We start from the raw sequence: 11690 nt of genomic DNA, 5'->3' as shown, positions 1-11690 counted from the left end.
GGCTGCGGCCCTGCGGGCGTCGATAGGGTGCCTATGCTGAAGCGGCTTCCGATTACTTTCTGGGCCACCGTGTTCGTCGCCGTGGTCTGCCTGTCGCTGGTGGCGATCGACGGCTGGCGCAGCCTGAACGCGCGCGCCGAACTGCTGGCCGCGTCCGAGCGCAACACCTCCAACCTGGCGCGCTCGATGGCGCAGCACGCGGACGACACCATCACCGGCGCCGACACCATCCTGGCGGACATCGTCGAGCGGATCGAAAGCGGCGGCGCGCAGACGCCGGCGGCGGCCGACCTGCAACGCCTGCACCGGCTGATGGTGGCGCAAGTGGCGCGCCTGCCGCAGCTGAACGGCCTGTTCGTGTACGACGACGCCGGGCGCTGGGTGGTCAACTCGCGCCCGGTGATGAACCTGGCCTACAACAACGTCGACCGCGAATACTTCGAATACCACCGCACCCACGACGACAGCGGCCCGCACATCGGGGTGCCGGTGGTGAGCCGCTCCACCGGCAAATGGATACTGCCGGTGTCGCGCCGCCTGAAGCGGCCGGACGGCGGCTTCGCCGGCGTGGCGCTGGCCACCATCGACCTCGACTATTTCAACCGCTTCTACCAGCGGCTGGACGTGGGCCAGCGCGGCGCGGTGGCGCTGCTGCACAAGGAAGGGACCATGCTGGTGCGCCGGCCGTTCGACGAAAACCGGGTCGGCGTGAGCATCGTCAACACGCCGATCTACCGCCAGTTCAGCGCCTCGGGCCGGGACGGCAGCGGTTTTTTCCGTTCCACCCAGGATGGCGAACTGCGCCTGAACAGCTACCGCGTGCTGGAGCGCTATCCGCTGTTCGTGACGGCGGCCCTGTCGCGCGACGAGGTGCTGGAAGGCTGGCGGCGCGACACCTTGCTGCACTCCTTCGGCGTGCTGCTGCTGGCCCTGCTGCTGGCGCTGTTCGGCAAGCGCCTGATCCAGCAGATCGAGCTGCGCCTGCAGGCGGAGAAGGAACTGCTGCAGGCGCGCGACGCGCTTGAAAGCCTGAACCGCACGCTGGAAAAGCTGGCGCTGCAGGACGGTCTGACCGGGCTGGCCAACCGGCGCCAGTTCGACGTCACCCTGGGCAAGGAATTCAGCCGCGCCGCACGCGCCGGCAGCGAGCTGGCCTTCATCATGCTGGACGTGGACTGCTTCAAGCAATACAACGACCTGTACGGCCACAGCGCCGGCGATGACTGCCTGCGCGCGGTCAGCAAGGCCATCCGCGCGCAGACGCCGAAGCGTCCCGGCGACCTGGCCGCGCGCTACGGCGGCGAAGAAGTGGGGATACTGCTGCCGGAAACCGGCGTGGCCGGCGCGCAGGCGGTGGCCGAACGCATCCGTAAAGCCATCGAGGAGCTGCGCATCCCGCACGCGGGCAGCCCGAGCGGCGCGGTCACCATCAGCGCCGGCGTGGCCGCGCTGGCGCCGCAGCAGGGCAGCGGCCCGCCGGCCTCCAGTGTGCTGGTGGAGGCGGCCGACCAGGCCCTGTACGCCGCCAAAGCCGCCGGCCGCAACCGCGTGCACTGCGCGTCCTGATTTTGTCGGAAAACTTTACACCGGCGCCCCGGCGGGCAGCCGTCCTGGCGCCAAGCCATTGAATTGCAATATAAAAGTCTTGATGGCATGTTTATTGCTATTAAGAAAAATATATTTCTAATTCGAAAGCTAATCCATGAATTTGTTCCGCAACGCGTGCCTCGCCGCCCTCCCTGTGCTGTTCGCCGCCCAAGCGCAAGCAGCCACCATCACCACCTCGGCGCTGGCATCCGCGTCCGCCGGCCACTACAGCATGGCGGTCGACCCGGTCACCGGCAAGGTGTACCAGACCACCACCTATAACGGTTCCAGCATCCTGAAGTACGCCGACTCGGGCCGCTACGACAGCCGCACGCCGAACGGCAGCCTGGCACTAACGAACTACGGGCCTTACCTGGCTGCGCACAACGATTCCCTGTACCTGCGCACGGGAGGTTTCTCCGGCCTGACGATCTCCAAAGTGTCGGCCGTCAACGGCCAGGTCCAGAAGAGCGTCGCCGTGAGCGGCGGAATGAGCACGGAAAACTTCAACTGGGGCGGCTGGTCGGGCGTCAACCCTATGAGCGACGGCAGCAAGCTGTACGTGGTGGGCGGCGTGGCAGCCAACAGCCAGTGGAGTATCGCGACCTTCGACTACGCACTGAACCAGACCAAAACGGTGAGCTTCGATTTGCGGAACGGTACGGCCGGCTATGCGTTCGCCGTGAACGGCTATGTGTTCTTCGGCGACGGCTACAACAGCGCCCACATTTCGCGCCGCGTCGATGCAGCCACCGGCGCCGTGCAGGTGGTCGACTTCACGCTGGCGGGCCTGCAGCAGTTCCCATATATCACCGGCATCAGCTATGACTCGCTGCACGATACCTTGTACGTGGCGAACAACGGCGGTGCCCTGAACAAAGCGACCGGCATTGCCGCCAAGCTGGGCGCGCAGCGCAGCGCCGTGCCGGAACCGGCATCCGTGGCGCTGTTCGGCCTCGGCCTGGCCGCGCTGGGCCTGGCGCGCCGCCGCCGGAGCGCGGCATCGAAATAAGGTATTGAACGCCGCCAAGGCCGCCGGCACGGGCAGGGCGCTAAGCCTTGCCGCGCGGAGCGGGAGCGCGTCGCACTGGTCCACACTTGCCGTCCCCAAATGACCCGATACTTTTCGAGTTGGTCCAGCTAACAAGGTGAGGGCCGCGATGTTGGCGCCATTTGGACTCAGTGTAGTGGAATTTGGTGCCTCTGCACCAAACGAAGAGGCACAACTTCACATGAGTTTGCTCCGTTGCGGGGATGAGGCTTTGAGCTCAATCAACAGAGCGGATAGGACAGCATGACCCCTCGCCAACGGCGCTCGTCGACGCCTTGAACGACACCTTCGGCAAGCACGCTCGGCGGTCAAGCCGTTATCGTTTTCGCTCGCGCCGCCAGAGGCCGGGTGTGGTGCCGGCGAGCTTTCTGAATGTTCGTCCGAAATGCACTGTGTCCGCGAACCCGGTTGCCAGTGCCACTTCGCTGAGTGTCGCATCCGAATTCACGAGTGAAAACTTGGCCCTTCGGATGCGCGCGTCAAGCTGCCATTGATAGGGGGCCAGGCCCGTTGATGCCTTGAATGCACGGCTGAAGTGCGCTTGCGACAAGTTAACCAATCGCGCCAGCGTTTCCAGCTCAATGCGATGCGGAAGCTGGCTCTCCATGTAGTCGACAACGCGCCGCAGTTGCCATGGCGCCAGGACTCCTGTGCACGACATAGCTGTTTGCGGCGATACAAAAAGTTGCGAGGCGATGGCGACCGTGATCCCGTCGCCGTACAGTTGCATGGACGGATCCGGATTGCCGATAGCCTGCGCCAGGAGTTCGACCAAAGTCGCGATGCGGCTATTTGCAAACCGCAATTGCGGAGTGCCGCTCAGGTTTGGATCTATGGACATCGCGAGTTGTTCGCTCAACGTCGCGAAGTCGAATGCCAGCGTTGCGTCAACCACCCGCCGGGCGTGTCTGGTATAGCCCCAGATTTCCAGACCGGCCGGTGCGAAAAGGATATGCCTGGGCATATGCTCGATGGGGCACGGGCGATTCGGGCGCAGCCGGGGTTCGCACGGCCCGCCCACTTCCTCCAGGACGACGCTGAGACGGGCGCGATCCTCCAGCGGCAACCGATGAAGTACTTCGCCGTCGCAGGAATAGTTGGTGACAGTGAGCTCCACGCCATTCCACGCCCGCTGTGAAAAATCCAGGCTGAGAACATGGTCCGGCAAGGCAGGCGGCATGGGGGAATGATCGGTATTTTCCTGCATCTGTCGTCGGAGTGAGAGGCTTTGCGGTCATTCTACGCCGGATCGGCCCGCCGTAAACCTGCGGCGCATCAACACAGCAAAATCGGACTATCAAGCGCAGGAATGGACATTGCTGCCACCTCACCGCGTTGCTATCGTTTTGGTTTAGCGATTCACTTTCGGGAAAACCTCCATGTCCTCAGATATCGATAGCTCGGTAATGCAAGCGAACCTCACACGCGTGTTCGGCGAACGCGATCCGGTGCGCCGCCTCCAAGCAATCCGTGAGCTTTACCACGCCGACGCGGAGCTGCATGAGCCGCAACGGTCGTTGCGGGGCCATGAGGCGATTTCGCTGGCCGTCGCCGACCTTCACGCCACTTTGCCGGCGGATTTTTCGTTCAGCGCGGCCGGGCCGGCGCTTGGCCATCACGGACTTGCACGGCTGCAGTGGGCGGGCGGCCCGGCGGGTGGCCCGGCCGCGGTGACCGGCATGGACGTCGCCAGCATCGACGGCGGAAAGATCCGCTCGCTCCACGTCTTTCTTGACCAGCCCAACGGCTGAAGCGTTCCCCGGCGCCGCTGCACCAGCGGCAGCCGCACTCCACACTTTATGGAATAACCATGCGCTTGTCGTTAGAAAGTTTTCCTGTTGGATTAGAAATAGATGTCTGCTACCCGAACCTCCAGGTGAGCTTGAAGCTCTTATCCGCAGCACAATTGCAGTTTCAGATCAAGGAAGGGCCGTTTGCGCGGACCGAACTGGTCGACATCAAAGTGGTACCACTCGGGAATAGCCTGTTTGCGGTCAGTTGGCAAGAGCAGGACGGTGCAACGGTGACCAATGTGCAGGACTACGACCGCGGCGTGATCCACTCGCACGCGACCTTGAGCAACGGCGATTTCCTGCGTATGAGCGGGACATTCGTGGTCACACGGCCGATCGACCGGCTCTCCGACCATCGTCCCCAGCACAATAAAGCGCTGGTGCACGAGGCGATGATCTCGCTGTTCCAGCGGCGGGATGCGTCGGCGGTGGAACGGTTTTACGCGGCAGACTACATTCAACACAATCCCAATATCCCGCAGGGACGCGACGCGTTGCGGGGCCTGGTGGCCACCCTGTCGGAAGACGTTTATTACGAGCCAGGCCTGACCGTGGCCGAAGGCGATTTCGTTGCCATCCATGGCCGCATCCGTGGCTGGTCCGATGCACCGCAGGTGGTCATCGACCTGTTCCGGATCGAGGGCGGCAGGCTCGCGGAGCACTGGGATGTGCTGCAGGACGAAATACTCCCGGCCATGGCCGCCGGCGGCGTTGCGATGTTTGATCCGGACGAGGGCGCACATCGCGCTTAACCCTTGTCCAGTCATGCAGAGTAAAGAAAATATACGGTCATGCCCGTTCGAGGCGCAAGTAATCGACAAGTTGAGTGGCCGTGAAGTCGAAGTGCTGGCGTGCGTGGCCCAGGGCCATACCAATTCTGAAATTGGCGCATTGCTGGGGATAGCGGCAGAAACCGTCAAGGCGCATCTGAGAAATGCATCGAGCAAATTAGGCGCCAGTAATAGAACGGAAGCCGTGATGATCGCGATGAAACGCGGGTTGCTTGAGCTTTGATTAACCTGGAGTCGTTGAAGTGGATATCGAGGAGCTGCAAACTTTTGTGGAAATTGCCGATGCGGGAGGAATTTCGCCGGCCGCGCTCCGGCTGGGCGTGTCCAAGTCCGTTGTAAGCCGCCGGCTCGGCCGGCTGGAATCGGACCTCGGCACCCAACTGCTGTCGCGCACCACGCGCGGTGCTGCGCTGACTGAAGCAGGTGTCACGTTCCGGGACTATGCAGCCCGAGTGTGCGGTGAGATTGCCCTCGCCAGGGAGATCATTTCACCTGTCGGCGACCTGCGCGGCCGGTTGCGGATCGCAGCGCCGCTGTCGTTCGGCCCGAGTTACTTCGCCCCCGTGCTCGCGGAAATGGCACGGCGCCACCCGCAGCTGCACGTTCACACCTGCTATAGCGATCATGTCATCGATCTCCTCGCCGGCGGTTACGATTGCGCGATCCGGCTTGGCTTTCTCCAGGACTCCAACCTGGTTGCACGATATGTCGGACCGATTTACGGAACGGTGGTGGCGAGTCCCGCGTATATCGAAGCGCACGGCGCGCCGGACACCCCGGCAGAGCTGCTCGCCCATCAGGCCCTGATGCAGGGCACGGAAGCATGGCAACTCACGGATGGAGAGCAAGCCATTGCAGTTCGTCCGCAAGGACGATTCAAGGCCGACAACGGCACAGCGCTCGTTGCCGCCGCGTTGGCAGGGCTTGGGATAGGTTATCTGCCTACCGGCCTGGTTCACGAACACCTGGAATCGGGCGCTCTCGTCCGTGTCATGCCGCGTTATCCGATACCGCCGGCTGGCGCTTACGTTGTCCGGCCCCCAGGCCAACGGACAACCAGGAAAATACGGGTCCTGACCGAACTGCTCATCGAGCATTTCGATAAAGCCTCGCCTAATGGAGGAGGGCGCTCGGCAGCTGGCTGACGAGCGCGCCTGCTGCACTGCGTTCCTGTTCGTGCAATACAGCTCGTCGAAGAACGGGACTACCTTGTCAAATAGGGCAACAGCATAATTCTCTCTCTTCTGGCGGCATGCGGTTCGTGTATGGCCCGGAGAATATCCCCACCCACCTCAGCAAAACAGGAAAAACAATGACCCATCGTAACGGCCTCAGTTCTCTCCTTCGCCCTGAAGACTCGGTACTCGTGTTGATCGATCATCAGCCTTACCAACTCGCGAACGTGAACAGCCACGAGCCGCAAATGGTGATCAACAATACGGCGGGCCTGGCGAAGGCCGCCAAGGCCTTCAATGTCCCCACCATTCTGACCACCGTCGTCGCCAGCCGGGGTGGTCTGCTGTTTCCCCAGATCACGGAGGTATTCCCTGGCCAAGAGGTGATCGACCGTACCCTCATTAATACTTGGGAAGATCCTAAGGTAGTGGACGTGGTCAAGGCGACGGGCCGCAAGCAGCTGGTTATTGCCGGGCTGTGGACCGAGGTATGCGTCGCGATGCCGGCGATCCAGGCACTCGGCGAAGGCTGGGACGTCACGGTCGTTACCGATGCGTCCGGCGCCGTTTCCATCGAGGCCCATCAGGTCGCTATCCAGCGCATGATCGCGGCCGGCGCGAACGTGATGACGTGGATGGCGGTGGCCGCCGAATGGCAACGCGACTGGGCCCGGATGGAGTCGGCAATTGCGATCACCGAAGTGATCAAACAGCATGGCGGCGGTAGCGGCATTGCCTACCTGTGGGAGCAGCAGCTCCTCAACACGCCTGTTCCTGCCAATGCCTGAATGTTGAACGGGCGTTGAATTCCGGCGCCGCCAATCGGCGGCGCGCGGCCGGTATCAGGCAATTGCGCCGCCGTCGGCGGTCAGGACGGCGCCTGTGATCACGCTGGCGGCGGGACTGGCAAGGAACACGACTGCGTTCGCGATTTCGCGCGGCTCTGCGAAACGGCCCAACGATGTCATGCTCCGCTGGAAATCGGCGCCCTCTGCGGTCGCCGGGTTGGCGTCGGTATCGGTCGATCCGGGCTGCACCAGATTCACGGTAATGCCCCTGGGGCCGAGTTCGCGTGAAAGTCCGCGGGTGAAGGAAACCAGCGCCGCTTTCGACATGGCGTAGGCCGTCACGCCCGGGAACGGAACCCGCTCGCCCAGGCCTGAGCCGATCGAGATGATGCGTCCGCCTTCGGCGAGATGGGGGATGACCGCCTTGGCAAACAGCACGGGGGCGCGCACGTTGACATCCATGAGGGCCTGATAGTGCTGCACGTCGATGTCCGCGATCAGGCCCTGGAGGCCGATCGCTGCGCTGTTGACGAGAATGTCGATGCCGCCGAGGGCCGCGACGGCTTCGCCGACGGCGCGCGCGATGGCGTCCGGGTCGGCGCTGTCGGCCTGGATCGCGGCCGCGCGCCGCCCCGTGTTCTCGATGGCTGCGGCGGTTTGTCCGGCCCTGTCGGCGGCGCGCTGGTAAGTGAATGCGACGTCCGCGCCGTTCTCCGCCAGCGCCAACGCGATGGCCGCGCCTATGCCGCGCGAGCCTCCCGTCACCAATGCGCGCTTGCCTTGAAGATCAATCATTTGTTGGTCCTTTCTGTTGTTGCCAAGTGGTTGGGCTCAAGCGCCCAAGGATGGGTAATCCCCACCATTCTCGGGGCGGGTTGCTCAACCGGGTAGTGCCGGCACGCCACAAGCTGTGTCGTAAAAACAGGAACGCCTGGTGCGATCCGTCGCCGTGTTGTCTTTCTGGAATAGCGACGCCAGACTGGAATTTAGCTACGCAGAGTAGCGAGTAGAGGAAATCCAAATTGAACATCGAAGATTTCGAGTGCTTTGTCGAAGTCGCCAGCGCGGGCGGCGTATCCGGCGCCGCGCGGCGCTTGGGCGTTGCGAAATCCATCGTCAGCCGCAGGCTTTTGAGGCTTGAAACCGAACTTGGCGTGCAGCTTCTGGCGAGGACAACCCGTGGCGCCGCGTTGACCGAAGCGGGAAGGGCCTTCCGGGAGCATGCTGCGCGGATACTGGCTGAAATCGACGCGGCGAGGGAAACCGTGCTGCCAAGCGGTGACCTGCGCGGCCGCTTCCGGATCGCTGCGCCGGTCTCGGTCGGCCCGACACACTTTGCTCCCGTGCTCGCGGACATGGCGCGGCGCCATCCCCTGCTGCGGATTCACACTTCCTACAGTGACCGCAACGTCGATTTGGTTGGCGAAGGTTATGACTGTGCGATTCGAACCGGCCATCTCCAGAGTTCCAACCTGATCGCAAGGCGCGTCGGAAGCATCCACGGCAAGCTCGTGGCGAGTCCGGAATATGTCAAGGCGCACGGTGCGCCTGAAACGCCGGAGGATTTTCCCAGGCATCAGTCGCTGATGCAGGGCTCGGAAAGCTGGAGATTCCTGGACGGCGAGAAAACGGTCACCGTGCATCCCCAGGGCAGCTTCAAAGCCGACCATCCTGCCGCACTGCTGGCGGCCGCCCTCGCGGGGCTAGGCCTGGGATACCTGGATGACAGCCTGATTAGCGAGCATATCTTATCCGGCGCGCTGGTGCCGGTAATGGCGCGGTATCCACCGAAGCCGGCGGGAATCTATGTCGTTCGGCCACCGAATCAAAATTCAATTCGCAAAATCCGCGTGTTGACCGACATGTTGATTGCGCGTTTTACATCAGGATGACGTCGTACTGCTCCTGGTGGTAGGAGTTCTCCACCTGCAGCGAGATTTTCTTGCCGATGAAGTCGCCCAGCATGGCCAGGTGCTGGGATTCCTCTTCCAGGAACAGGTCCACCACCTCCTGCGAGGCCAGGATGCGGAATTCGCGCGGGTTGAACTGCTTGGCTTCGCGCAGCAGTTCGCGCAGGATCTCGTAGCAGATGGTGCGCGAGGTCTTGACCTGGCCTTTGCCGGCGCAGGCCGGGCACGGCTCGCACAGGATGTGGGCCAGCGACTCGCGGGTGCGCTTGCGCGTCATCTCCACCAGCCCCAGCGCCGAGAAGCCGCTCACCGACACCTTGGTGCGGTCGCGCGCCAGCGTCTTTTTCAGCTCCAGCAGCACCGCCGCGCGGTGCTCCGCGTTTTCCATGTCGATGAAGTCGAGGATGATGATGCCGCCCAGGTTGCGCAGCCGCAACTGGCGCGCGATCGCGTGCGCCGCCTCCAGGTTGGTCTTGAAGATGGTGTCGGCGAAGTTGCGCCCGCCCACGAAGCCGCCGGTGTTGACGTCGATGGTGGTCATGGCCTCGGTCTGGTCGACGATCAGGTAGCCGCCGGACTTCAGGTCCACGCGCCGGCCCAGCGCGCGCAGGATCTCTTCCTCCACGCCGTACAGGTCGAACAGCGGCCGCTCGCCGGTGTAGTGCTGCAGGCGCGGCAGCACGCTGGGGGTGTAGGTCTTGCCGAATTCGGTCAGCGCGATGTAGTTCTCGCGCGAGTCCACCTGGATGGTGGCCGTCTCGTCGTGCACGAAGTCGCGCAGCACGCGCTGGGCCAGGTTCAAGTCCTGGTGCAGCAGGCTGGTGGCCGGCAGCGTGCGCGCGCCGTGGCAGATGGCGCCCCAGGTCTTGCGCAGGTAGTCGACGTCGGCCGCCAGGTCGGAGTCGGAGGCGTCCTCGGCCTGGGTGCGCACGATGTAGCCGCCTTTTTCCTCGGCCGGCAGCAGCGCCTGCAGGCGCGTGCGCAGCGCTTCGCGCTCGGCTTCCTTTTCGATTTTCTGCGACACGCCGATGTGGTTGTCCTGCGGCAGATAGACCAGCATGCGGCCGGCGATGGAGATCTGGGTCGACAGGCGCGCGCCCTTGGTGCCGATCGGGTCCTTGATCACCTGCACCGTCAGCACCTGGCCGTCGAACAGGATCTTCTCGATCGGGGTGGGGGCGGCGTTCTGGCCGTCGTGCGGGCGGGCTTCCCAGATGTCGGCCACGTGCAGGAAGGCGGCCCGTTCCAGGCCGATGTCGATGAAGGCGGACTGCATGCCCGGCAGCACCCGCACCACCTTGCCCGAATAGACGTTGCCCGCCAGGCCGCGCGTGAGCGTGCGCTCGATATGCAGTTCCTGCACGGCGCCCTGCAGTATCAGGGCGACCCGGGTTTCCTGCGGGGTGATGTTGATGAGGATGTCTTCGTTCATATAGTGTTGCCGCTTTTGTTCTGAACAAAGATCATACCCGGTATCAAGGCAACGGCAAACCTGCCTGGCGCAGCAATTGCGCCGTTTCGTACAGCGGCAGGCCCATGATGCCCGAATGGCTGCCTTCGATATGCTCGACGAACAGCGAGGCGAGGCCCTGGATGCCGTAGCCGCCGGCCTTGTCGTACGGTTCCTGGGTGGCGCAATAGGCCTGGATGGAGGCGGGCGAGAGCTGGCCGAAGCGCACTTCGGACACTTGCGTGACCTGCAGCGCCAGCTTGTGGTGGTGCACGGCGATGGCCGTCATGACCTGGTGGGTGCGGCCGGACAGCTGCGCCAGCATGGCCACCGCTTCGGCGTTGTTGGCCGGCTTGCCGAGGATGGCGCCGTCCAGCGTGACGGTGGTATCGGCCGCCAGCACCGGGCGCTGCACCATGTGGCGGCGCTGCACCAGGTTCCACGCGAAGGCCGCCTTCTCGGCCGCCACGCGGCCCACGTAGTCGTAGGCCTGCTCGCCGGGCAGCACCTCTTCGGTGACGTCGGCGCCGCGCGGGCCGTCGCTGCGCAGCAGCAGCAGTTCGAAATCGACGCCGATCTGGCGCAGCAGTTCGCGCCGGCGCGGGCTCTTGGAAGCGAGGTAGATCTTCTTGTCGATCGGTTTCATGGTTATGCCTTCATCGTTCTAGACGCGATGATATGGATGGTTCTGCGTGATGGTCCACGCGCGGTACAACTGCTCGGCCAGCATCACGCGCACCATCCCGTGCGGCAGCGTCATGCTGGAAATGCGGATCAGGCCTTCGGCTTTCGCCTTCAGCGCCGGGTCCAGCCCGTCGGCGCCGCCGATCAGGAAGGCCGTGTCGCGCCCGTCCTGCTGCCACAGCTCCAGCTGCTGGGACAGGCCCACGCTGGTCAAGTCCTTGCCGCGTTCGTCGAGCGCGATGATGCGCACCGACTTCGGCAGCGCCGCCTCGATGCGCTCGCGTTCGAGCGCCATCGCGGTGGCGGCGGTCTTGCTGCCGGAGCGCTCCACCGGCTTGATCTCCTTGAGCACGATGCGCAGCTCGGGCGGCATGCGCTTGGTGTACTCGGCGAAGCCGGACTCGATCCAGGCCGGCATCTTGTGGCCGACCGCGGCGATAATCAGCTGCACTTCCCCCGCC

General features: G+C 63.7%; 13 protein-coding genes. 8 read left to right on the top strand and 5 right to left on the bottom strand.

Annotated features, from left to right (window positions below):
• Positions 1-33 precede the first annotated feature (33 nt).
• A complete protein-coding gene (locus AC56DV_RS04895) occupies positions 34-1566 on the top strand; it encodes a GGDEF domain-containing protein (protein WP_496313185.1) in 1533 nt (510 codons plus the stop codon).
• Between the two features lie 136 nt (positions 1567-1702).
• The gene (locus tag AC56DV_RS04890) at positions 1703-2599 is read left to right on the top strand and encodes a PEP-CTERM sorting domain-containing protein (protein ID WP_496313184.1); all 897 of its coding nucleotides are present in this window, start codon (positions 1703-1705) and stop codon (positions 2597-2599) included.
• A gap of 355 nt (positions 2600-2954) precedes the next feature.
• Here the strand turns inward: AC56DV_RS04890 and AC56DV_RS04885 are convergent, their stop codons facing one another.
• On the bottom strand, positions 2955-3845 hold the full coding sequence (locus AC56DV_RS04885) for a helix-turn-helix domain-containing protein (protein WP_496313183.1): 891 nt from the start codon (positions 3843-3845) through the stop codon (positions 2955-2957).
• A gap of 172 nt (positions 3846-4017) precedes the next feature.
• Between AC56DV_RS04885 and AC56DV_RS04880 the strand changes: the two genes are divergently transcribed.
• From AC56DV_RS04880 to AC56DV_RS04860, 5 genes are all read left to right on the top strand, one after another.
• Positions 4018-4389, top strand: coding sequence for a nuclear transport factor 2 family protein (locus tag AC56DV_RS04880; RefSeq protein WP_496313182.1), 372 nt, complete (start codon positions 4018-4020; stop codon positions 4387-4389).
• A 59-nt stretch (positions 4390-4448) separates the two neighbouring features.
• Positions 4449-5183, top strand: coding sequence for a nuclear transport factor 2 family protein (locus AC56DV_RS04875; protein ID WP_496313181.1), 735 nt, complete (start codon positions 4449-4451; stop codon positions 5181-5183).
• Between the two features lie 13 nt (positions 5184-5196).
• A complete protein-coding gene (locus tag AC56DV_RS04870) occupies positions 5197-5445 on the top strand; it encodes a response regulator transcription factor (RefSeq protein WP_496313180.1) in 249 nt (82 codons plus the stop codon).
• 19 nt (positions 5446-5464) lie between these two features.
• Entirely contained in the window at positions 5465-6367 is a 903-nt protein-coding gene (locus tag AC56DV_RS04865) for a LysR family transcriptional regulator (RefSeq protein ID WP_496313179.1), read from the top strand.
• Positions 6368-6534: 167 nt separating this feature from the next.
• Complete coding sequence (locus AC56DV_RS04860) at positions 6535-7185, top strand: hydrolase (RefSeq protein ID WP_496313178.1); 651 nt, start codon at positions 6535-6537, stop codon at positions 7183-7185.
• A gap of 54 nt (positions 7186-7239) precedes the next feature.
• Here the strand turns inward: AC56DV_RS04860 and AC56DV_RS04855 are convergent, their stop codons facing one another.
• Positions 7240-7980, bottom strand: coding sequence for an SDR family NAD(P)-dependent oxidoreductase (locus tag AC56DV_RS04855; RefSeq protein WP_496313177.1), 741 nt, complete (start codon positions 7978-7980; stop codon positions 7240-7242).
• Positions 7981-8207: 227 nt separating this feature from the next.
• Here AC56DV_RS04855 and AC56DV_RS04850 point away from each other — a divergent pair, with 227 nt between their 5' ends.
• The gene (locus tag AC56DV_RS04850) at positions 8208-9077 is read left to right on the top strand and encodes a LysR family transcriptional regulator (RefSeq protein ID WP_496313176.1); all 870 of its coding nucleotides are present in this window, start codon (positions 8208-8210) and stop codon (positions 9075-9077) included.
• On the opposite strand, the gene rng is transcribed toward AC56DV_RS04850, so the two are convergent.
• From rng to rlmH, 3 genes are read right to left on the bottom strand one after another with little or no spacing between them, the layout of a single operon-like run.
• Positions 9064-10527 carry a ribonuclease G gene (gene rng, locus AC56DV_RS04845; protein ID WP_496313175.1) on the bottom strand — a complete coding sequence of 488 codons (1464 nt, stop codon included), beginning with the start codon at positions 10525-10527 and terminating at the stop codon, positions 9064-9066. The genes AC56DV_RS04850 and rng overlap by 14 nt on opposite strands.
• A gap of 43 nt (positions 10528-10570) precedes the next feature.
• Complete coding sequence (locus tag AC56DV_RS04840) at positions 10571-11191, bottom strand: Maf family protein (RefSeq protein WP_496313174.1); 621 nt, start codon at positions 11189-11191, stop codon at positions 10571-10573.
• 18 nt (positions 11192-11209) lie between these two features.
• The gene (gene rlmH, locus AC56DV_RS04835; protein ID WP_057154544.1) at positions 11210-11680 is read right to left on the bottom strand and encodes a 23S rRNA (pseudouridine(1915)-N(3))-methyltransferase RlmH; all 471 of its coding nucleotides are present in this window, start codon (positions 11678-11680) and stop codon (positions 11210-11212) included.
• Positions 11681-11690 lie beyond the last annotated feature (10 nt).

The sequence above is a fragment of the Massilia sp. BGA-UO-ETr-WB1 genome (genome assembly GCF_059567845.1).
Note: the sequence above shows the minus strand (reverse complement) of the source record. Positions and strands in the feature narration are given on the sequence as shown.

What these genes read in the sequence shown, in the direction of transcription:
- AC56DV_RS04860 (WP_496313178.1), top strand. Translation starts at nt 6,535, where the DNA reads ATGACCCATCGTAACGGCCTCAGTTCTCTCCTTCGCCCTGAAGACTCG.
- AC56DV_RS04895 (WP_496313185.1), top strand. Translation starts at nt 34, where the DNA reads ATGCTGAAGCGGCTTCCGATTACTTTCTGGGCCACCGTGTTCGTCGCC.
- AC56DV_RS04890 (WP_496313184.1), top strand. Translation starts at nt 1,703, where the DNA reads ATGAATTTGTTCCGCAACGCGTGCCTCGCCGCCCTCCCTGTGCTGTTC.
- AC56DV_RS04875 (WP_496313181.1), top strand. Translation starts at nt 4,449, where the DNA reads ATGCGCTTGTCGTTAGAAAGTTTTCCTGTTGGATTAGAAATAGATGTC.
- AC56DV_RS04885 (WP_496313183.1), bottom strand. Translation starts at nt 3,845, where the DNA reads ATGCAGGAAAATACCGATCATTCCCCCATGCCGCCTGCCTTGCCGGAC.
- AC56DV_RS04855 (WP_496313177.1), bottom strand. Translation starts at nt 7,980, where the DNA reads ATGATTGATCTTCAAGGCAAGCGCGCATTGGTGACGGGAGGCTCGCGC.
- AC56DV_RS04880 (WP_496313182.1), top strand. Translation starts at nt 4,018, where the DNA reads ATGTCCTCAGATATCGATAGCTCGGTAATGCAAGCGAACCTCACACGC.
- rng (WP_496313175.1), bottom strand. Translation starts at nt 10,527, where the DNA reads ATGAACGAAGACATCCTCATCAACATCACCCCGCAGGAAACCCGGGTC.
- AC56DV_RS04840 (WP_496313174.1), bottom strand. Translation starts at nt 11,191, where the DNA reads ATGAAACCGATCGACAAGAAGATCTACCTCGCTTCCAAGAGCCCGCGC.
- AC56DV_RS04870 (WP_496313180.1), top strand. Translation starts at nt 5,197, where the DNA reads ATGCAGAGTAAAGAAAATATACGGTCATGCCCGTTCGAGGCGCAAGTA.